This is a genomic window from Thioclava dalianensis, assembly GCF_000715505.1.
Lineage (GTDB): Bacteria > Pseudomonadota > Alphaproteobacteria > Rhodobacterales > Rhodobacteraceae > Thioclava > Thioclava dalianensis.
This window is the reverse complement of the sequence record NZ_JHEH01000001.1, coordinates 103,676-122,404: the sequence shown is the minus strand read 5'-3', so window position 1 is coordinate 122,404 and position 18,729 is coordinate 103,676. Positions and strand designations below refer to the sequence as shown.

Here is an 18,729-nt window from a genome sequence, read left to right as displayed (position 1 = left end):
ATGCTCTATGAGGTGAAGCTGAGATTAACCTATAGCTACGATTCGCCGACCGATCACGCGCGCAACCTACTGCGCCTGTTGCCCTCGGATATTGCGGGCACGCAGGTCGTTCGCGCGCGGCTTTTGACCTTCGACCCGGCCCCTTCGGAGCGCTATGAAAGCGTGGATTTCTTCGGCACTGCGCTGACATCGGCGGCGTGGCATCGACCGATTGCCGAGATTTCGGTGCAAATGACGGCGCAGGTCGAGCGCAAGACCGCGCCCCCGACCTTTGATTTCTCGCGCCAGCTTTCGGATCTGCCGGGCGAGCTGGCGGCCCAGCACAGCCTTGAGCCCGCAAGCCCGCATCATTTCCTCGCAGCCTCGGGGCGCGCCGGGCCAGATCCGGAGATGACTGCGTTTGCCCGCGATCAACTGCGCCCCGGCATGACGGTCTATGAGGCGATCACCGCCGTCGGCAAAGCGCTTTTTGCGCAGATGAGCTTTGATGCGCAGGCCACCGATGTGAACACGCCCGCGGCCGAAGCCTTCGCCAAGCGCCACGGTGTCTGTCAGGATTTTTCACATATCATGATCAGCGCGCTGCGCGGGATTGGGGTGCCTGCGGGCTATGTCTCGGGGTTCCTGCGCACCTATCCGCCGCCCGGCCAGCCGCGCCTTGAGGGGGCCGATGCAATGCATGCTTGGGTGCGGGCCTGGGCCGGAGCCGAGATGGGCTGGGTCGAGTTCGATCCGACCAACAATCAAAGCGCGGGCGAGGATTACATCACCGTGGGTTACGGGCGTGACTATGATGACGTGCCACCCCTGCGCGGGGCGATGCGCGGGGCGGGCGGTCAGGAAAGCGCTCAGGCGGTCGATGTGATCCCGCAGGCGTAAGAGCGCCCTGTTTTCCCGCGCGATCCACGACAAAGTGAGGGCTTTTGTCACGGGACGCTCACGGCAACGCTACGGCATTTGTTGACCAGCGGATCAAACCCAGTTTAACTCTGTGACAAGTTTGCGTCGAAACCCGACCGATGAAAATGGCGGGGCGACACAATCTGGCTAAAGCTAACAGGAAGGATAAATCATGAAACTTCGCTCAATGCTTCTGGCAGGGGCTGCTGCGGTCGCGATGACTGCCGGTGCCGCCGGGGCCAAAACGCTGGTCTATTGCTCCGAGGCATCGCCTGAGGGATTCGATCCCGCGCCCTACACTTCCGGCACGACGTTCGATGCGTCCTCGCATCCGGTCTATGACCAGCTTGTCGAGTTCAAGCCCGGCACCACCGAGGTCGAGCCCGGTCTGGCCAAAAGCTGGGATATCTCGGATGACGGGCTGACCTACACGTTCCACCTGCGCCCGGGTGTCAAATTCCACTCGGTCCAGGGCTTTACGCCCACTCGCGATTTCAACGCCGATGACGTGGTCTTCTCGTTCGACCGTCAGGCCGATAAGAATAACCCCTATTATCAATATGCGCCGGGGATTTCCTACGAATATTACAACGCGATGGACCTGCCCAAGATCCTGAAATCGGTCGAGAAGGTCGATGACATGACGGTCAAGTTCACGCTGAACGAGCCGAATGCCCCGTTCCTCGCCGATCTCGCGATGGACTTCGCCTCGATCATGTCCAAGGAATACACCGACAAGCTGGCCTCTGAAGGCAAAGAGGCCGAGCTGAACAACGTGCCGGTGGGCACCGGTCCGTTCGAATTCGTCGCCTATCAGAAAGACGCCGTGATCCGCTACAAAGCGAACCCGGACTACTTCAAGGGCAAAGCGCCGATCGACGATCTGATCTTTGCGATCACGCCCGATCCGGCTGTGCGCATGCAGAAATTGCAGGCGGGCGAGTGCCAGATCATGCCTTATCCGACGCCTGCAGATATCGACGCGCTCAAGGCCGATCCGAACCTCAAGGTCGAGGAACAGCCCGGTCTGAACGTGGCCTATCTCGCCTATAACACCAAGATGGCGCCGTTCGACAATCCCAAGGTCCGCAAGGCCCTCAACATGTCGATCAACAAGCAAGCGATCATCGACGCGGTGTTCCAAGGGGCGGGCCAAGTCGCCAAGAACCCGATCCCGCCGACCATGTGGGGCTATAACAAAGACATCAAGGACGACTCCTACGATCCTGAAGCCGCAAAGAAAATGCTCGCCGATGCGGGCGTGAAGGATCTGACGATGAACATCTGGGCGATGCCCGTTCAGCGTCCCTACATGCCCAACGCGCGCCGGACCGCCGAACTGATGCAATCCGATCTCGCCAAAGTGGGCGTGACCGCCAATATCGTCTCCTATGAATGGGGCGAGTATCTCGAAAAGTCGAAAGATCCGAACCGCAATGGCGCTGTGATCCTCGGCTGGACCGGCGACAATGGCGATCCGGACAACTTCCTGGGCGTGCTTTTGAGCTGCGCGGGCGCGGAGACCGGGGCCAACCGGGCCTTCTGGTGCGACAAGGATTTCAACGATCTGATCAACAAGGCCAAGCAGGTCTCGGATCAATCCGAGCGTGCGAAGCTTTATGAACAGGCGCAGGTCGTCTTCAAAGAGCAAGCTCCGTGGGACACGCTCGCGCATTCGACCGTGTTCATGCCGATGTCGAAGAAAGTCACCGGCTATGTGATGAGCCCGCTGGGCGGTCACGACTTCTACGGCGTTGATATCTCTGAGTAATCCGTACTCTTAGAACACTTTATGAGGCGCCCGGAGGTTTCCGGGCGCCTCGACCGTTCCTTGCGCCTGGAAAACGAGCAGACATGATCAGATTCTTCATCGGAAAAATTCTCTGGCTGATACCGACATTGATCGGGATCACCATCGTGGCCTTCGGCTTCGTGCGGGTTCTGCCCGGCGACCCGGTGCTGCTGATGGCCGGCGAGCATGGGCTCACGCCCGAGCGCCATGCCGAACTCGCCGCCGCCCTCGGCTTTGACCGGCCGATCTGGCAACAATATCTCGAATTCGTCTGGAAGGTGCTGCATGGCGATCTGGGCAACAGCCTTGTGACCCACCGTCCGGTTCTGCACGAATTCTTCACCCTGTTTCCCGCCACTTTGGAGCTGGGCATCTGTGCGATGTTCCTGGCGATCGTCATCGGTGTGCCGGTGGGCGTGCTGGCCGCGATCCGGCGCGGCTCGTGGTTCGACCAGATCTCGATGGGCGCGGCCCTCGTGGGCTATTCGATGCCGATCTTCTGGTGGGGCCTGTTGCTGATCATTCTGTTCTCGGGCGTGCTGCATTGGACGCCGGTCTCGGGGCGGATCTCGCTGATGTATTACTTCCCCAATGGCACGAATTTCATGATCTGGGATGCGATTGCCTCGGGGCAAAAGGGTGCGCTGACCTCGGCGCTGAGCCACCTCGTGCTGCCCGCCATCGTGTTGGCCACTATTCCGCTTGCCGTGATCGCCCGCCAGACTCGCTCGGCCATGCTCGAAGTGCTGGGCGAGGATTACGTGCGCACCGCGCGTGCCAAGGGGATGCCGCCGCGCCGCGTGATTGGCGTCCATGCGTTGCGCAATGCGATGATCCCGGTGATCACCACCATCGGCCTTCAGGTCGGTATGCTGATGGCAGGCGCGATCCTGACCGAGACGATCTTCAGCTGGCCGGGCATCGGCAAATGGATGGTCGATTCGATCTCTCGGCGCGACTACCCCTCGGTGCAGGGCGGGCTATTGCTGATCGCTGTGATCGTGATGCTCGTGAACCTGATCGTCGACCTGCTTTACGGTCTAATCAACCCTCGTATCCGGCATAGGTGAGCGCGATGACTGAGCAAACCCAATCCTCGATTCCAGTCGGCACACGCCGCGCGCAGCTTGCCGAATTCTGGTTTTATTTCAAAGAGAACCGCGGCGCTGTTATTGCGCTTGTGGTCTTCACTCTGATCCTCCTATCGGCGATCTTCGCGCAATTTCTGTCGCCCCATGCCCCCGATATGCAATATCGCGACGCGCTGCTTGCGCCGCCTTTAACCGATACCGCACATGGCCATTTCTGGCTTGGTACGGATGCGGTCGGGCGTGACATCCTCGCGCGGCTCCTGTTCGGCGCGCGCTACTCGCTCTTCGTGGGCTTCTTCGTCGTCGTGCTTGCGCTCAGCGCGGGGGTGATCCTTGGTCTGGTTGCGGGCTGGTTTGGCGGCTGGATCGACACGGTGATCATGCGCGTGATGGATGTCATCCTCGCCTTCCCGTCGCTGCTGCTCGCACTGGTCTTCGTGGCGGTGCTGGGGCCGGGGCTGATCAATGCGATGATCGCCATCGCAATCGTCTATCAGCCGCATTTCGCCCGTCTGACCCGCGCGGCGGTGCTGTCTGAGAAGAACCGCGATTACGTGATGGCTGCCCAAGTGGCGGGCGCGCGCAATACACGGCTGATGTTCCGCACCGTTTTGCCCAACTGCCTCGCACCGCTGATCGTGCAGGGCACGCTGAGCTTTTCCAACGCGATCCTCGATGTGGCAGCGCTTGGCTTTCTCGGGATGGGCGCGCAGCCGCCGACGCCCGAATGGGGCACGATGCTGTCGGAGGCGCGCGAGTTCATCTTGCGTGCGTGGTGGGTCGTGACCTTCCCCGGCCTTGCGATCCTGATCACCGTGCTTGCGATCAACCTGATGGGTGATGGCCTGCGCGATGCGCTCGACCCGAAACTGAAGCGGAGCTGATATCATGGCGCTATTGAAAATCCGCAATCTTACGGTCGAGTTCGAAACTGCGACGGGGTTGTTCCGCGCCGTTGACAGTATCGATGTCGATGTCGAGCAGCGCGAGGTTCTGGCCATCGTGGGCGAGAGTGGCTCGGGCAAATCGGTCTCGATGCTGGCCTTCATGGGGCTGTTGCCTCCGACCGCCCGGATCACTGCTGATGAGATGATGTTCGACGGGCGCGATATGCTCACGATGAGCGCGCGCGATCGTCGCGCGATCATCGGCCATGACATCTCGATGATCTTCCAAGAGCCGATCTCCTCGCTCAACCCCTCTTTCACCTGCGGCTATCAGGTCGAGGAGGTGCTGGCGCGCCATCTGGGGCTCTCGGGGAAGGCGGCGCGCACCCGTGCGCTTGAGCTGTTCGACTCCGTGGGCATCCCCGAGCCTGAGCGGCGGCTCAACTCATATCCGCACCAGCTTTCGGGCGGGCAGTGCCAGCGCGTGATGATCGCGATGGCGATTGCGTGCAAACCCAAGCTGCTGATCGCAGATGAGCCCACGACCGCGCTGGATGTGACGATCCAAAAGCAGATCCTCGATCTGCTGATGGCGTTGCAAGAAGAACAAGGCATGGGGCTGATCATGATCACCCACGATATGGGCGTGGTGGCCGAGACCGCCGACCGGGTTTCGGTGCAATATCAGGGCAAGAAGCTCGAGGAGGCCGATGTGTTGCAGCTGTTTGAAAATCCGCAACATCCCTATACACGGGCTCTGCTGGCGGCTTTGCCGGAAAACGCAACCGGAGACCGTCTGTTGACCGTGGCCGATGGTTGGGAGGGTCAGCTATGAGCGTTGTTCTCGAAACCCGCAATGTGACGCGTGACTATATCGTCTCGGGCGGCTTCATGCGGCCCGCGCGCGTCATCCGCGCCTTGCACGGGATCTCTTTCGCGCTCGAAGAGGGGCGTACGCTGGCCATCGTGGGCGAGTCCGGCTGCGGCAAGTCGACGCTGGCACGCATCCTGACGCTGATCGATCCGGCCAATTCCGGCGATCTGCTGATCGAGGGGCAAAAGATCGACATCACCGCGCGCAAGGTCACGCCCGATCTGCGCGCCAAGATCCAGATCGTGTTTCAAAACCCCTATAGCTCGCTCAATCCGCGCCAGAAGGTGGGCGAGGTGCTGACCGAGCCGCTGATCATCAACACCAAGATCCCCGCTGCCGAACGCCGCGCGCGCGCCGAGGCGATGCTGGAGAAGGTCGGGCTACAGGCGGCGCACTACAACCGCTATCCGCATATGTTCTCGGGTGGTCAACGTCAGCGGATCGCGATTGCGCGGGCCTTGATGCTCAATCCGAAAATCCTGATCCTCGACGAGCCGGTCTCGGCCTTGGATCTGTCGGTTCAGGCGCAAGTCTTGAACCTTCTCAAGGATTTGCAGGACGAGTTTGATCTGACCTATGTCTTTGTCAGCCACGATCTGTCGGTGGTGCGCTACTTCGCCGATGAGGTGATGGTGATGAAAGATGGCGAGGTCGTCGAGCACACGTCGCGCGATGCGATTTTCGCAGATCCGCAGCATGAGTATACGCGCACGCTGCTGGCCGCGACCCCGGTTGCCGATATAGAGAAGATCCGGGCGCGGCAGGCGCGGCGCCGGGCTCTTTTCGAGAGCGCCTGAGTGAGACGGGTCCGGGCTCTCCAGCCCGGACCTGCGCATCCCGGCGGGCGGCGCGCTACTTGACGCCCGCCGCCTTCGCCTGATCCCAAAGCGCGTCCATCTCGGCCAGATCGCTGTCCGACGGCACCTTGCCGCGCGTCTCAAGTTCGGCCTCGATGTAGTTGAAACGGCGAGTGAATTTCGCATTGGCTGCGCGCAGGGCTGCTTCCGGGTCCAGCCCCAGATGGCGGCCCAGATTGACCATGACGAAAAGCAGGTCGCCATATTCCTCAGCCAGCTCTTCGGGCCCCAGATCGTCGCGCGCCTCGACGAGCTCGGCGGCCTCCTCGGTGATCTTGTCGAGCACCTGATCGGTCGCGGGCCAGTCAAACCCCACGCGCGCCGCGCGGTTTTGCAGCTTGATCGCGCGGGTCAATGCGGGCAGGCCGAGCGCCACCCCATCGAGCACGCCCACACGCTCGGATTTGCCCGCAGCGCGGCGCTCTGCGGCCTTGATCGCCTCCCAATCGGCGGTCTGCTGCTCAGGGCTCTTGTCGCGGCTCTGATCGCCAAACACATGCGGGTGGCGCGCGACCATCTTGGCATTGATTGCACCCAGCACGTCGGCGATGTCGAAATGCCCGTCCTCGCGCGCCATCTGCGCGTGATAAATCACCTGAAGCGCCAGATCGCCCAGCTCTCCGGGCAGCTCGTCCCAAGCCTGTCGGGCAATCGCATCCGCGACTTCATGGGCTTCCTCGATCGTGTAGGGCGCGATCGAGGCATAATCCTGCGCGATATCCCATGGGCAGCCATGCTCTGGGTCGCGCAGGGCCGCCATGATCCCCACCAGACGCTCGAACTGGCGGAGGTAGCCGCCCTGCGCATCAAAGATCAGATCGGGGTCATAATTTGGCATGGATCACGCTCCGTAGGCTGAGGACGCGCGGACCCTAGACGGGGTCGGCGCCCAAAGTCCACCACACCGGGCATCATCGGGGCGTGAATAGGCTGAAACAGGCCCCGCCATCGCCTTGCCAAGCGCAGAGGCCACGGATAGTGTGCGCGCCGACAGTTCGGGGCAATCGCCCCCAAGGCCCAACGACAAAGGACCACAAAATGTTCGTAACTCCCGCATTCGCCCAAGCCGCTGGCGGTTCCGCCAGCCCGATCGCAGCTTTCGGGCAATTCCTGCCACTGATCCTGATTTTCGTGATCGTCTACTTCCTGATGATCCGGCCGCAGCAGAAAAAGGTCAAGGAACACAAAGCGATGGTTGAGGCGCTTCGGCGCGGTGACCAAGTCATCACGCAAGGCGGGATTCTTGGCAAAGTGTCGCATCTGCGCGACGATGGCGAAGTCGAGGTTGAGATCGCTCAGGGCGTGAAGGTCCGTGTCATCAAATCGACCATCGTTCAGGTTATCTCCAAGACCGAGCCCGCCAAGAGCGCCGAATAACAAACCGAAAGCCTATCGCCCATGTTGCAGATCCCGCTGTGGAAGCGCGTGCTGATCCTTGCCATTATCTTGGCAGGGATCGTTTTTGCGTTGCCGAACGTCTTTTACAACCGGGTCGAGGGGCATAATGACGCACTCGCGGCCCTGACCAAGAACGGAGCGCAGACCGATGCGCAGAAAGAGGCGCAGGCGGGATGGCCCGATTGGATGCCCTCTGAGCTGGTCAATCTTGGCTTGGATCTGCGGGGCGGGGCGCAACTTCTGGCGCAGGTCAATGTGGCCGATGTCTATAAAAGCCGCGTGGATTCGCTCTGGCCGGAATTCCGCAAGGCGCTGTCCGAGCAGCGCTCGACGCTGGGCGCGATCCGCCGCATTAAGGCCGATCCGGGCGTGCTGCGCATCCGCATCGGCAATGCCGATCAGATGCAAAAGGCGCTTCAGATTGCAGAGACGCTCAACAATCCGGTCTCTTCTCTGACCGGTGTTGGCCAGAAGACGCTCTCGATCACGGTGCAAAATGACCAGCTTGTCATTCAGCTCTCGGATGCCGAGAAAGCCGCGACCGATGATCGCACCTTGCAGCAATCGCTCGAAATCGTGCGGCGCCGGATCGATGCGGCGGGCACCCGTGAGCCCACCATCGTACGCGAGGGTGGCGACCGGATCCTGATCCAGGTGCCGGGTCTGAAATCGGCACAAGAGCTCAAGCAGCTCATCGGGACAACCGCCAAGCTCACTTTCAACTCGGTGATCTCGACCACATCGAACCCGAACGCGACCGTGAGCCCGGGGCAGGAAGTTTTGCCGTCGTCCGATCAGAAGGGGCTCTATTACGTGCTCGACAGCACGCCCGTCGTGAGCGGCGAGGATCTGACCGATGCGCGCCCCGATACCGATCAAAACGGCTATCCGGCGGTGGCGTTCCGCTTCAACGTCTCGGCGGCGCGGACCTTTGGCGATTACACGCAGGCCAATATCGGCAAGCCCTTTGCCATCGTGCTCGACAATAAGGTGATCTCGGCCCCCACGATCCAATCGCATATCGCAGGCGGCTCGGGGATCATTACGGGGCGCTTCACCGTCAAGGAAGCAACCGATCTGGCGCTTTTGCTGCGCGCAGGCGCGTTGCCCGCCTCGATGACCTTCCTCGAAGAACGCACCATCGGCCCAGAGCTTGGCGCGGATTCGATCCGGGCCGGCAAGCTGGCCGCCGTCGTGGGTGCCGTCGCGGTCGTGGGCTTCATGATCGCCTCTTATGGCCTCTTTGGCTTCTTCGCCTCGCTGGCGCTGGGGATCAACATCGCGCTGATCTTCGCGATCATGTCGCTGATCGGCGGCACGCTGACATTGCCGGGGATCGCGGGGATCGTGCTCACGATGGGCACTGCGGTCGATGCCAACGTGCTTGTGTTCGAGCGGATCCGAGAGGAGCTGCGAAACACCAAGAAGGGCAAGGCCGCCCGCGCCATCGAGCTGGGCTATGAACGGGCGATGTCGGCGATTGTCGATGCCAACGTCACTACCTTCCTGACGGCTGTGATCTTGTTCGTGCTGGGCGCAGGTCCGGTGCGGGGCTTTGCTGTGACCTTCCTGATCGGTATCATCACCTCGGTCTTCACCGCGATCTGGGTCACCCGACTGTTCGTCACCATCTGGTTCGCGCGCAAGCGGCCCAAAGAACTCAACCTGTAAGGGAGCAGACACATGGCATTCCGTCTAAAACTGGTCCCGGATACGACCAATTTCGATTTCTTCCGCCATCAGAGGGCCACGTTCGGTTTCTCGGTCTTCATGGTGCTGGCCTCGATCGTTCTGGTGCTGACCATGGGGCTCAATCTCGGGATCGACTTCCGGGGCGGCACCACGATCCGCACCGAGAGCGATATTCCCGTCGATGTCGGCCAGTATCGCGAAGCAATCGCGCCTCTGGGGCTGGGCGATGTCGCGATCACGCAGGTCTTTGATCCGAACTTCCGGGCCGATCAGCACGTGGCCACCGTGCGCATTCAGGCGCAGGACGGGCAGGAGGCGATCTCGCCCCAGACCCAAGCAGATGTGCTGAGCGCGCTGCAAAAGGTCAACAAGGACGTCAAGATCACCTCGACCGAATCCATCGGCCCGAAGGTCTCGGGAGAGCTGGTCTGGACGGCGGTCTGGTCCGTGCTCGCGGCTGTCGCGGCGATCCTGATCTATGTCTGGCTGCGATTTGAGTGGCAGTTCTCATTGGGGGCTGTTGCCGCACTGATCCATGACGTGACGGTGACGGTTGGCATTTTCTCGCTCTTCCAGCTCAGGTTCGATCTGTCGATCATCGCGGCCTTGCTCACGATCTTGGGCTATTCGATCAACGACACCGTGGTCGTCTTTGACCGGCTGCGCGAAAACCTCGTGAAGTACAAAAAGATGCCGCTGCGCGATGTCATGAACGTGTCGGTCAACGAGACGCTCTCGCGCACCGTGATGACCAGTGGCACGACGCTGCTGGCGCTGATTGCGCTTTTGGTGCTGGGCGGCGACGTGATCCGTAACTTCGTCTTCGCAATGACCTGGGGCGTGATCGTAGGGACATATTCCTCGGTCTATGTCGCCAAGAACATCGTTTTGTTCATCGGTCTCGATCGCAACAAGGAGAAGAAGGACCCTTCCGAGAAGTTCTTCGAGAAAACGGATGTCGCTACTGACTGAGGCCAATTTCGGCAACTCGCTGCCGATCGACGGATATGGCCCGGGATTTTTCCGGGTCGCGGGAGAGGTGCATTCGGGCAATCTGTGGCTGATGGCGGATCGCAAAGGCGTCTGGGGCGGCTTTGACGATACCGCAGCGCTGCTGGCGCTGGCCGGGCAGATTGACCTTCTGTTCATCGGCACGGGAGCCGAGCTGTCGCACCTGCCGCATGAGATGCTCGATACACTCGAGGAGCGCGGCATCATGTGCGAGGCGATGGCCACGCCCACAGCCGCGCGCAGCTACAATGTGCTGCTCTCCGAAGGCCGCCGGATCGGCTGCGCGTTGCTTGCCATGCCGGAGGCGGGCTGAGCCCATGGCGGCGGACCCGGCCAGCGGTCTCCGCGTCGAGAACCTCGCCGTGGCGCGTGGCGGTCTTGCGGTGCTCGAAGGGGTAAGCTTTGCGCTTGCACCGGGTGAGGCGCTGGTGCTGCGCGGCCCCAATGGCATCGGAAAGACCACCTTGCTGCGCACGCTGGCAGGCCTGCAACCAGCGCTCGCGGGCGAGGTCTCGGTGCCGCCCGAAAGCATCGCCTATGCCGCCCATTCCGACGGGATCAAAGCGACGCTGAGCGTGGCCGAGAACCTGCGGTTCTGGGCCGCGGTCCATGGCACGCGTGATATCTCGGAGCCGCTGTCTCAAATGAACCTCGAGACCTTGGCCGAACGCCCCGCAAACAGCCTCTCGGCAGGCCAGAAACGCCGCTTGGGTTTGGCTCGTTTGCTGGTGACCGGTCGCCCGATCTGGATGCTCGATGAGCCGACGGTGTCGCTTGATACGGACTCCGTTGCCCTTTTCGCGCGCGTGATCGCGGATCATCTGGGGCAGGGCGGATCGGCACTTATGGCCACCCATATCGATCTCGGGCTGGTGTCTTCCCGCGATCTTGACCTGACCCCTTACAAAGCCCGCGCGCCCGAGGCGGGCGGCATCTCTGGCGCCTTTGACGAGGTGCTCTCGTGATCGCCCCTCAGCGCCTCTGCACGCTGGGGAGCCTCCGGCGGGGATATTTATATCAAGTCGAAGATCAGGACGCCTTCCGTCCTCTTGAGCCAAATATCCCGGGGGGGGCTGGCAAAGCCCTGCGGGGTTTGTCCGAGGGGGGCAGCGCCCTCCGGTCGCTCTGGGCCGCGCGAGGTCTGGCATGATCGCGTTGTTGATCCGGGATCTACGGCTGGCGGTGCGCGCGGGCGGCGGCTTTGGGCTGGGGCTTGCGTTTTTCCTGATCGTGGTGACGCTCGTGCCGTTCGGGGTCGGGCCGCAGGGCGATATTCTGGCGCGGATTGCACCGGGGATCTTGTGGCTGGGCGCTTTGCTGGCCTGCCTGCTCTCATTGGATCGCATTTTCGCGCTGGATTACGAGGATGGCTCGCTCGATCTTCTGGTGAGCGCGCCGATCCCGCTTGAGGGAGTGGTCGTGATGAAGGCTTTGGCCCATTGGCTGACGACGGGGCTGCCCTTGGTGATCGCAGCGCCGGTCTTTGGGCTGTTGCTGCATCTGCCGGGGGATGCGCAGGGCTGGCTGGTGCTGTCGCTGTTGCTGGGCACGCCCGCGCTCTCGGTGCTGGGCACGTTTGGGGCGGCGCTGACGGTCGGGCTCAAACGGGGCGGGCTTTTGTTGTCCTTGCTGGTCTTGCCCTTCTACGTCCCGACCCTGATTTTCGGCGCAGAGTTGGTGAGCCGCGGGGCGCAGGGCATGGCCACGCAGATCCCGCTCCTGATGCTGGCTGGTATTACGGCGGCGAGCGTCGCTCTCATCCCCTTTGCGGCTGCCGCCGCAATCCGCGTCAATCTGCGCTAGAGCCATCCGCGCGAAACATGATAGAGACGCCCGAGAGAGGCGATCAAAGAGCAGAGGCCCCATGTCGATCTGGGAATATGCAAACCCCGTCAAGTTCATGCGCCTGTCCGGGCGTGTGCTGCCCTATGTGATTGCGCTGGCCGCGATCTGTCTGCTCAGCGGCATGGTCTGGGGCTATTTCTTCGTGCCCAATGCGGAGAATTTCGGCGGCTCGGTGAAGGTGATCTATGTCCATGTGCCCGCCGCGATGATGGCAATCAACATCTGGGGGATGATGCTGGTGACCTCGCTGATCTGGCTGATCCGGCGCCACCATGTCTCGGCCTTGGCTGCGCGGGCGGCCGCCCCCATCGGGGCTGTGATGACGCTGATCGCGCTGATCACAGGTGCGGTCTGGGGCGAGCCTATGTGGGGGACATGGTGGGAATGGGATCCGCGGCTGACCTCGTTTCTGATCCTGTTCCTGTTCTATCTGGGCTATATCGCGCTTTGGGCTGCGGTTGAGGATCCAGACACCGCCGCCGATCTGACGGGCGTGCTATGCCTTGTGGGCGCGGTCTTTGCGGTGCTCTCGCGCTATGCGGCGAATTTCTGGAATCAGGGGCTGCATCAGGGGGCGACGCTGTCGCTCGACAAGCAAAAGCATATTGCGGATGTCTATTGGTTCCCGCTTTTGCTGTGTATCGCGGGCTTTGTGTTCTTCTTCGTGGCTCTGGTGCTGATCCGCACCCGCACAGAGATCCGGCTGCGCCGTCTGGGCGCGTTGCAGCAACGGGAGCGCATGGCATGAGCGAGACCGCGCAGACCCCCGGCACGATCACCGAAGGCGGTGTGGTCCTCGTCGATCCGTCCGTCAAATCCTACACCTATACGGTCAATATCGCGTGGAGTGCGACGCTGATTTTACTGATTGCCCTCGTCGCGATCAGCCTGTGGCGAAGCGCGCGCGTCAAGCGGGCGCTGGCCGAGGCCGAGGCGCGGCGCGAGAGGATGTCCAATGGTTAAGCCGCTGATGCTATTGCCACCGCTCGCGTTTGCGGCCCTTGCGGGAATGTTCATCTGGGGGATGAATCGCGACGACCCGAGCCAGCTTCCGACGGCTTTTGCGGGCAAATTCGCACCGCCCGTGCAGATCGAGGCCTTCCCGGGCGCCAAGCCTTTCACCGATGCCGATCTGCGCGATGGCAAGATCAAGCTGGTAAATTTCTGGGCCTCGTGGTGTGCGCCGTGCCGCGTCGAGCATCCCAATCTCGAGGCACTCGCACGCGAGGGGGTCGAGATCTTTGGCGTCAATTACAAGGATGCGCCCGCAAATGCGCAGGGGTTCCTGCGCGAGATGGGCAATCCTTATGCCGAGCTGGGCGCTGATCCGAAAGGGCAAATGGCGCTCAATTGGGGGGTCTACGGCGTGCCCGAGACGTTTGTGATCGACGGTCAGGGCAAGGTGTTGTTTCGCTTCGCAGGCCCGGTGACGGAGCGGGTAATCGCGCAGCGCCTGCGTCCGATCCTTGAAGAGGCGCAGACGCGCTGAGCGCCCGGCTCAGGGCCGGATATGGCGCATCGCGCGCGGGTCCATGCGCGCCCAGTCGGGCCAGAGGCCCAGCCAGTCGAGCGCGACCAGGGCGATCACGATCACGATGACCACGGCCACGATCTTGACCTGAAGCATCGAGGGCGGGCGGCGCACCCAGCGCGCCATCCGCATCAGCCACATGAAGTTCATTCCGGCGCATCCGTGAAGCGCACCTTGCCGATGAAAGGCAGGTTGCGATTGCGTTGGGCATAATCGATGCCATAGCCCACGACAAATTCATCGGGGATCTCAAAGCCGATCCATGTCGCAGAGACATCGGCCTCGCGCCGCGAGGGTTTATCGAGGAGCGCGCAGCATTCAAGCTTGTTTGGGCCGCGCGCACGCAACAGCCCCATCACATGGCGCAGGGTGAAGCCGGTATCCACGATATCCTCGACCACCAGCACATCGCGCCCCTCGATCCCGGCACGCAGGTCCTTGAGAATGCGCACCTCGCGGGAGCTTTGCATTCCGTCGCCATAGGAAGAGGCCTCGAGGAAATCGACCTCGATGGGCAGATCTATCTCGCGCACCAGATCGGCGATGAACACGAATGAGCCGCGCAGTAGGCCCACCACGACCAGCTTGTCGGTATCGGCGTAGTTTTGCGTGATCTCGCGGGCAAGCGCCTCGACACGCGCTGCGATCTGCTTGGCCGAGATCATCTGATCGATCTCATAGGGAATGTGCGACATGGTCCGGGGCCTCTTGTCAGATGGGCAGGAATGCGGGGGCAGGGCTTGCCTTTGCCCCCTGCTTTATCGCATCAAGGGGCGCAAGAAAACGGGAGTCCCATGCCACAACATCGCGAAAATCGGAGCCTGCCCTATACGGCCCGGCAAATGTACGACCTGGTGGCCGATGTCGAGCGTTATCCGGAGTTTCTCCCCTGGAATTCCGCAGCCCGAATCCGGGCGCGCAAGCCGCAAGGGAATGGCACTGAATTGCTCGAGGCCGATCTGGTGATCTCGTTCAAAGTGTTTCGCGAGAAATTCGGCTCGCGCGTCGTGCTCAACCCCGATGCGAACCGGATCGACACGGAATATCTCGACGGCCCGTTCAAATATCTCAAGAGCTACTGGACTTTTGAAGACCGCGCAGAGGGCGGCTGCAATGTCGCGTTCTTCGTGGATTTCGAATTCAAGAATCGGATCTTGGCCGGGGTGATCGGTGCGGTGTTCAACGAGGCGATGAACCGGATCGTGATGGCCTTCGAGAAACGCGCAGCCCAGCTTTACGGAGCGGGCGCGCAAAAGGCGTGAGCGGCGCGCAGACGCGCCGCTCGCGACCCGTGTCACGAGTTCATGTCATAAGCGCGCTCGCCATGGGTCGACAGGTCAAGCCCGTCCGTCTCATGCTCACGGCTCACCCGGATCGGCACGAATAGGCGCACAACACGTGCGATGATCCATGTCAGCACCACGGTGAACACCCCCACGATGAGTAACGCGCCCAGCTGGGCCACCATGCTGCCATGGCCCAGAACTGCAATCATGATCGTGCCGAAAATACCGCCAACGCCATGCACGGCAAAGACATCGAGCGAGTCGTCGACATGCAGGCGCTCGCGCAGCAAGACCACGCATTCCTGACACAGGATGCCTGCGACAAAGCCGATCAGCAGCGCTTCGAGCGGGCCGACATAGCCCGCCGCCGGGGTGATCGAGGCCAGCCCCGCAATCGTGCCGGTCACAAGGCCCACCATCGAGGCGCGGCCAAATTTAACGTGCTCCCAAAGCGCCCAGCTGAGCGAGGCGGCCGCCGCCGACAGATGGGTGACGGTGATCGCCATGCCCGCCGTGCCATCTGCGGCCAGCGCCGAGCCGCCGTTGAAGCCAAACCAGCCCACCCACAGCAGGCCCGCGCCCATCGCGACCATGCCCGGATTATGCGGCGGCGTGGTGCGTTTCTCGCGCGGCCCGATCATCAGCGCGAGCACCAGCGCGGCGAGACCTGCCGTCTCATGCACCACGATCCCGCCTGCGAAATCGCGCGTGCCCACAGCCCCGAAGATGCCGCCATCCGACATCATGCCGCCGCCCCAGATCCAATGGGTGACGGGCGCATAGACGATCAGCATCCAAAGCCCCGAGAAGATCATCACGAAGACATAATTGATCCGCTCGACAAAAGCGCCGACGATCAGTGCGGGCGTGATGATCGCGAAGGTCATCTGAAAGCCGAAGAAGACGATCTCGGGGATCGAGCCGCTCAGCGTGCCGGGCGTGACCCCGATCAGCCCGAATTTCCCCAGACCGCCCCAATAGGGGTCGGCCGTGCCAAAGGCGATGGAATAGCCAAAGAGCAGCCAGAGCACGCTCATGAGGGCCGCAATCGAGAAGCATTGCATGAAGACCGAGAGCACATTGCGCGCCCGCACTAGCCCGCCGTAAAACAGCGCAAGCCCCGGTAATGTCATCAAAAGCACCAGTGCCGTGGCCGTCATGACCCAGGCGGTATCTGCGCCGTTCATCCTGTCTCTCCTCGCGTGGTCGTACTTGTCGCAAGGGGTCAGAGCGCATCGGGAGTGCTCAAGAAAGCAACGATCGCCTCGAGAGGCGATTGTTTTTGCATCGTTTTTGGAATTGGTGCAAAAATAGGCGGAAAATTACGATCATGCCCGCAAAACAGGCGTGAGTGAATCAGGCTTGGGCGGCGCTCAGCAAGAGTGCCAGCGCATGCGCACAGGCGGCTTGGCGGACTTTGTCGCGGCCCAGAGCGCCGAATTCGACCGTCTCGACGCGGGTGGGCGTGCTCTCGCGGGCAAGGCCGAAACAGACCCGGCCTTCGGGCTTGTGATCCGATCCGCCCGGGCCCGCGATGCCGGTGATCGACACCGCGATCTGCGCCCGCGAGCGGGCGAGCGCGCCGTCGGCCATTTCGCGCGCCACTGGCTCCGAGACCGCGCCATGGGCCTCAAGCGTCGCCGCGCGCACCCCAAGCATTTCCATCTTGGCGGCGTTGGAATAGGTGACAAAGCCGCGCTCGACCACGGCTGATGAGCCAGCGATCTCGGTCAGGGCGGCGGCCACCATGCCGCCGGTGCAGCTCTCGGCGGTGGCGAGCATCACGCCACGGGCCTTGCAGGCATCAAGCACCGCGCGCGCCCCCATCAGATCAACCCGAGAAAGACGATGTGGTAAAGCGCGGCCAGCACGATTGTCAGCAGACCGGCAAAAAGGCCTGCCCAAAGATCGTCGAGCATCACACCCGCAGCGTCATGACGGCGATCCGCGCGCCCGACCAGCCAAGGCTTCCAGATGTCGAACAGACGGAAACAGATAAAAGCTGCGACCGGACCGGGCCAGACCATATGCAGATCGACGCCCATGCTCAGCCCACGTGACCAGAACCCGAAGGCAGGGAAGAGCAGGGCGACCCACTGGCCCGCGACCTCGTCGATCACGATTTCGGATGGGTCGTCACTGCTGTCACCCAGCTGGGCCCGGATCGACCAGAAGCCAAGCGCTGTGACTGCCAAGGTCGCGACGAGCAAAGGCAGAAAGCCCAGCCAATGCTCGATTGCCCAGCCCAGCAGCACCGCCACCAGTGAGCCCCACGTGCCCGGCGCGGGCCGCAAAAGCCCCACATATCCTACAGTGTTGATGGCGCGCAGCATGGGCCTACTCCTTAATCAGGGTGACGGTCGCAATCGCGGCGATGCCTTCTTCGCGCCCGGTAAAGCCAAGCTGCTCCGAGGTGGTCGCCTTGACCGAGATCCGCGCGGGCTCAAGCCCGATGATGCGCGCCAGCTCGGAGGCCATGGCCCCCGCATGCGGCCCGATCTTGGGGCGCTCGCAGATCAGCGTGACATCGACATTGCCGATCCGAAAGCCGCGCGCATCGGCCAGTTTGGCGGCGTGATCGAGAAAGATCTCGGAGGCAGCGCCCTTCCATTGCGGGTCCGATGGCGGGAAATGACGCCCGATATCGCCCTCGGCCAGCGCGCCATAGATCGCATCGGTGAGCGCATGCATCCCCACATCGGCATCCGAATGCCCCTTGAGCGCGCGGTCATGCGGCACGCGCACCCCGCACAGGATGACGTGATCGCCCTCTTCAAAGGCATGCACGTCATAGCCGTGCCCCAACCGAATATCCATCTGGCCCCCAATCAACCGCTCTGCGCGGGCGAAATCTTCTGCGTAAGTGATCTTGAAATTGTCTTCCGAGCCCTGCGTGATCGCAACCGCTATTCCGGCCGCGCGCGCGACTTCCACGTCATCGGCGGCCTCTGTGCGATGGGCGCGATGGGCTTTGAGGATCGCCTCGAAGTCAAAGCCCTGCGGGGTCTGCGCCCGCCACAACCCCTCGCGTGAGCGGGTGCCGCTGACCTCGCCATCCTCGCCATGCCAGAGCGCATCCGAGACCGGCAGCGCAGGGGCGGCCGCCCCGTAGGAGGCCAGCGCATCGAGCACGCCCCCGATCACATCGCGGCTCACCAGCGGACGCGCGCCATCATGGATCAGCACCCGTTCGACGCCCGAGCCGTCGAGCAGCTCAAGCGCATTGCGCACCGAGGCGGCGCGTGTCTCGCCGCCCGCGCACAGCACTGCCCGACCGCCCAGAAGGGCAACCCCGCGATCCATCTCATCGGGATGCAGCACCACGACGATCCGGCCCACGCCCTCGAAGGCTGCGAGCGTATGGGCCAGCACCGGTCTTCCGGCGAGGGTCTGCCACTGTTTGGGCAGCGCGCCACCTGCGCGGGTGCCGCGCCCGGCGGCTACGATAATAACGGCTGTACTCATGCGATCTCCGAGGCTCGCCACAGGCTTAGGCCAAGCCGCGCGCCTGTGCAATCGCCGGGCCAAAACCCCGCGAGAGGCGAAAAATCGCTGTCCGCCCAAA

23 protein-coding genes are annotated in these 18,729 nt (G+C 62.4%); 16 read left to right on the top strand and 7 right to left on the bottom strand.

The features are described from left to right. From DL1_RS00660 to DL1_RS00635, 6 genes are all read left to right on the top strand, one after another. Complete coding sequence (locus DL1_RS00660; protein WP_038060940.1) at positions 1-879, top strand: transglutaminase family protein; 879 nt, start codon at positions 1-3, stop codon at positions 877-879. A 193-nt stretch (positions 880-1,072) separates the two neighbouring features. After that, entirely contained in the window at positions 1,073-2,671 is a 1,599-nt protein-coding gene (locus tag DL1_RS00655; protein ID WP_038060938.1) for an ABC transporter substrate-binding protein, read from the top strand. Positions 2,672-2,754: 83 nt separating this feature from the next. Beyond that, on the top strand, positions 2,755-3,762 hold the full coding sequence (locus DL1_RS00650; RefSeq protein WP_038060936.1) for an ABC transporter permease subunit: 1,008 nt from the start codon (positions 2,755-2,757) through the stop codon (positions 3,760-3,762). Between the two features lie 5 nt (positions 3,763-3,767). Further along, on the top strand, positions 3,768-4,667 hold the full coding sequence (locus DL1_RS00645) for an ABC transporter permease subunit (RefSeq protein WP_038060934.1): 900 nt from the start codon (positions 3,768-3,770) through the stop codon (positions 4,665-4,667). Positions 4,668-4,671: 4 nt separating this feature from the next. Next, on the top strand, positions 4,672-5,505 hold the full coding sequence (locus DL1_RS00640; RefSeq protein ID WP_074854941.1) for an ABC transporter ATP-binding protein: 834 nt from the start codon (positions 4,672-4,674) through the stop codon (positions 5,503-5,505). Continuing rightward, entirely contained in the window at positions 5,502-6,341 is an 840-nt protein-coding gene (locus DL1_RS00635; RefSeq protein ID WP_038060932.1) for a dipeptide ABC transporter ATP-binding protein, read from the top strand. The genes DL1_RS00640 and DL1_RS00635 overlap by 4 nt, the downstream gene beginning before the upstream one ends. Positions 6,342-6,396: 55 nt before the next feature. Here DL1_RS00635 and mazG read toward each other — a convergent pair whose 3' ends face one another. Further along, entirely contained in the window at positions 6,397-7,239 is an 843-nt protein-coding gene (mazG, locus tag DL1_RS00630; RefSeq protein WP_038060929.1) for a nucleoside triphosphate pyrophosphohydrolase, read from the bottom strand. A gap of 200 nt (positions 7,240-7,439) precedes the next feature. Between mazG and yajC the strand changes: the two genes are divergently transcribed. From yajC to DL1_RS00585, 9 genes are all read left to right on the top strand, one after another. Beyond that, on the top strand, positions 7,440-7,778 hold the full coding sequence (gene yajC / locus DL1_RS00625; RefSeq protein ID WP_143081705.1) for a preprotein translocase subunit YajC: 339 nt from the start codon (positions 7,440-7,442) through the stop codon (positions 7,776-7,778). Between the two features lie 21 nt (positions 7,779-7,799). Continuing rightward, on the top strand, positions 7,800-9,470 hold the full coding sequence (secD, locus tag DL1_RS00620) for a protein translocase subunit SecD (protein WP_038060927.1): 1,671 nt from the start codon (positions 7,800-7,802) through the stop codon (positions 9,468-9,470). A gap of 12 nt (positions 9,471-9,482) precedes the next feature. Beyond that, the gene (gene secF / locus DL1_RS00615) at positions 9,483-10,463 is read left to right on the top strand and encodes a protein translocase subunit SecF (RefSeq protein ID WP_038060924.1); all 981 of its coding nucleotides are present in this window, start codon (positions 9,483-9,485) and stop codon (positions 10,461-10,463) included. Further along, positions 10,447-10,815 (top strand): Mth938-like domain-containing protein, encoded by a 369-nt coding sequence (locus DL1_RS00610; RefSeq protein WP_038060921.1) that lies wholly within the window; start codon positions 10,447-10,449, stop codon positions 10,813-10,815. Before secF ends, DL1_RS00610 begins: the two co-directional genes overlap by 17 nt. Before the next feature lie 4 nt (positions 10,816-10,819). Then, positions 10,820-11,467, top strand: coding sequence for a heme ABC exporter ATP-binding protein CcmA (gene ccmA, locus DL1_RS00605; RefSeq protein ID WP_038060916.1), 648 nt, complete (start codon positions 10,820-10,822; stop codon positions 11,465-11,467). A gap of 181 nt (positions 11,468-11,648) precedes the next feature. Continuing rightward, the gene (gene ccmB / locus DL1_RS00600; RefSeq protein ID WP_038060913.1) at positions 11,649-12,305 is read left to right on the top strand and encodes a heme exporter protein CcmB; all 657 of its coding nucleotides are present in this window, start codon (positions 11,649-11,651) and stop codon (positions 12,303-12,305) included. Between the two features lie 61 nt (positions 12,306-12,366). Next, complete coding sequence (locus DL1_RS00595; protein ID WP_038060910.1) at positions 12,367-13,095, top strand: heme ABC transporter permease; 729 nt, start codon at positions 12,367-12,369, stop codon at positions 13,093-13,095. After that, positions 13,092-13,310, top strand: a complete 219-nt coding sequence (locus tag DL1_RS00590) for a heme exporter protein CcmD (RefSeq protein WP_038060907.1) — start codon at positions 13,092-13,094, stop codon at positions 13,308-13,310. The genes DL1_RS00595 and DL1_RS00590 overlap by 4 nt, the downstream gene beginning before the upstream one ends. Beyond that, positions 13,303-13,836: a DsbE family thiol:disulfide interchange protein gene (locus tag DL1_RS00585; RefSeq protein ID WP_038060904.1), complete on the top strand. Its 534-nt coding sequence runs from the start codon at positions 13,303-13,305 to the stop codon at positions 13,834-13,836. Before DL1_RS00590 ends, DL1_RS00585 begins: the two co-directional genes overlap by 8 nt. A 9-nt stretch (positions 13,837-13,845) precedes the next feature. On the opposite strand, the gene DL1_RS00580 is transcribed toward DL1_RS00585, so the two are convergent. Then, positions 13,846-14,028: a hypothetical protein gene (locus DL1_RS00580; protein WP_038060902.1), complete on the bottom strand. Its 183-nt coding sequence runs from the start codon at positions 14,026-14,028 to the stop codon at positions 13,846-13,848. Further along, positions 14,025-14,573, bottom strand: coding sequence for a hypoxanthine phosphoribosyltransferase (gene hpt / locus DL1_RS00575; RefSeq protein WP_038060899.1), 549 nt, complete (start codon positions 14,571-14,573; stop codon positions 14,025-14,027). Before hpt ends, DL1_RS00580 begins: the two co-directional genes overlap by 4 nt. Before the next feature lie 99 nt (positions 14,574-14,672). Between hpt and DL1_RS00570 the strand changes: the two genes are divergently transcribed. Further along, positions 14,673-15,140 carry a type II toxin-antitoxin system RatA family toxin gene (locus tag DL1_RS00570; RefSeq protein WP_038060896.1) on the top strand — a complete coding sequence of 156 codons (468 nt, stop codon included), beginning with the start codon at positions 14,673-14,675 and terminating at the stop codon, positions 15,138-15,140. A 32-nt stretch (positions 15,141-15,172) separates the two neighbouring features. Here the strand turns inward: DL1_RS00570 and DL1_RS00565 are convergent, their stop codons facing one another. From DL1_RS00565 to DL1_RS00550, 4 genes are all read right to left on the bottom strand, one after another. Further along, positions 15,173-16,351, bottom strand: a complete 1,179-nt coding sequence (locus tag DL1_RS00565) for an ammonium transporter (RefSeq protein ID WP_038060894.1) — start codon at positions 16,349-16,351, stop codon at positions 15,173-15,175. A gap of 169 nt (positions 16,352-16,520) precedes the next feature. Continuing rightward, positions 16,521-16,991 (bottom strand): CinA family protein, encoded by a 471-nt coding sequence (locus DL1_RS00560; protein WP_038060892.1) that lies wholly within the window; start codon positions 16,989-16,991, stop codon positions 16,521-16,523. Next, positions 16,991-17,497: a phosphatidylglycerophosphatase A family protein gene (locus DL1_RS00555; RefSeq protein WP_038060889.1), complete on the bottom strand. Its 507-nt coding sequence runs from the start codon at positions 17,495-17,497 to the stop codon at positions 16,991-16,993. The genes DL1_RS00560 and DL1_RS00555 overlap by 1 nt, the downstream gene beginning before the upstream one ends. Positions 17,498-17,501: 4 nt before the next feature. After that, positions 17,502-18,629 (bottom strand): bifunctional 2-C-methyl-D-erythritol 4-phosphate cytidylyltransferase/2-C-methyl-D-erythritol 2,4-cyclodiphosphate synthase, encoded by a 1,128-nt coding sequence (locus tag DL1_RS00550; RefSeq protein ID WP_038060886.1) that lies wholly within the window; start codon positions 18,627-18,629, stop codon positions 17,502-17,504. Between the last annotated feature and the right edge of the window lie 100 nt (positions 18,630-18,729).

Excerpts from the sequence above, each read along its gene's own strand:
- DL1_RS00650 (WP_038060936.1), top strand. The coding sequence starts at position 2,755 with ATGATCAGATTCTTCATCGGAAAAATTCTCTGGCTGATACCGACATTG.
- DL1_RS00610 (WP_038060921.1), top strand. The coding sequence starts at position 10,447 with ATGTCGCTACTGACTGAGGCCAATTTCGGCAACTCGCTGCCGATCGAC.
- yajC (WP_143081705.1), top strand. The coding sequence starts at position 7,440 with ATGTTCGTAACTCCCGCATTCGCCCAAGCCGCTGGCGGTTCCGCCAGC.
- DL1_RS00595 (WP_038060910.1), top strand. The coding sequence starts at position 12,367 with ATGTCGATCTGGGAATATGCAAACCCCGTCAAGTTCATGCGCCTGTCC.
- mazG (WP_038060929.1), bottom strand. The coding sequence starts at position 7,239 with ATGCCAAATTATGACCCCGATCTGATCTTTGATGCGCAGGGCGGCTAC.
- DL1_RS00570 (WP_038060896.1), top strand. The coding sequence starts at position 14,673 with ATGCCACAACATCGCGAAAATCGGAGCCTGCCCTATACGGCCCGGCAA.
- ccmB (WP_038060913.1), top strand. The coding sequence starts at position 11,649 with ATGATCGCGTTGTTGATCCGGGATCTACGGCTGGCGGTGCGCGCGGGC.
- secD (WP_038060927.1), top strand. The coding sequence starts at position 7,800 with ATGTTGCAGATCCCGCTGTGGAAGCGCGTGCTGATCCTTGCCATTATC.
- DL1_RS00585 (WP_038060904.1), top strand. The coding sequence starts at position 13,303 with ATGGTTAAGCCGCTGATGCTATTGCCACCGCTCGCGTTTGCGGCCCTT.
- hpt (WP_038060899.1), bottom strand. The coding sequence starts at position 14,573 with ATGTCGCACATTCCCTATGAGATCGATCAGATGATCTCGGCCAAGCAG.
- DL1_RS00550 (WP_038060886.1), bottom strand. The coding sequence starts at position 18,629 with ATGAGTACAGCCGTTATTATCGTAGCCGCCGGGCGCGGCACCCGCGCA.
- DL1_RS00580 (WP_038060902.1), bottom strand. The coding sequence starts at position 14,028 with ATGAACTTCATGTGGCTGATGCGGATGGCGCGCTGGGTGCGCCGCCCG.
- DL1_RS00645 (WP_038060934.1), top strand. The coding sequence starts at position 3,768 with ATGACTGAGCAAACCCAATCCTCGATTCCAGTCGGCACACGCCGCGCG.
- DL1_RS00555 (WP_038060889.1), bottom strand. The coding sequence starts at position 17,497 with ATGCTGCGCGCCATCAACACTGTAGGATATGTGGGGCTTTTGCGGCCC.
- secF (WP_038060924.1), top strand. The coding sequence starts at position 9,483 with ATGGCATTCCGTCTAAAACTGGTCCCGGATACGACCAATTTCGATTTC.
- DL1_RS00655 (WP_038060938.1), top strand. The coding sequence starts at position 1,073 with ATGAAACTTCGCTCAATGCTTCTGGCAGGGGCTGCTGCGGTCGCGATG.
- DL1_RS00660 (WP_038060940.1), top strand. The coding sequence starts at position 1 with ATGCTCTATGAGGTGAAGCTGAGATTAACCTATAGCTACGATTCGCCG.
- DL1_RS00560 (WP_038060892.1), bottom strand. The coding sequence starts at position 16,991 with ATGGGGGCGCGCGCGGTGCTTGATGCCTGCAAGGCCCGTGGCGTGATG.
- DL1_RS00635 (WP_038060932.1), top strand. The coding sequence starts at position 5,502 with ATGAGCGTTGTTCTCGAAACCCGCAATGTGACGCGTGACTATATCGTC.
- DL1_RS00640 (WP_074854941.1), top strand. The coding sequence starts at position 4,672 with ATGGCGCTATTGAAAATCCGCAATCTTACGGTCGAGTTCGAAACTGCG.
- DL1_RS00565 (WP_038060894.1), bottom strand. The coding sequence starts at position 16,351 with ATGAACGGCGCAGATACCGCCTGGGTCATGACGGCCACGGCACTGGTG.
- DL1_RS00590 (WP_038060907.1), top strand. The coding sequence starts at position 13,092 with ATGAGCGAGACCGCGCAGACCCCCGGCACGATCACCGAAGGCGGTGTG.
- ccmA (WP_038060916.1), top strand. The coding sequence starts at position 10,820 with ATGGCGGCGGACCCGGCCAGCGGTCTCCGCGTCGAGAACCTCGCCGTG.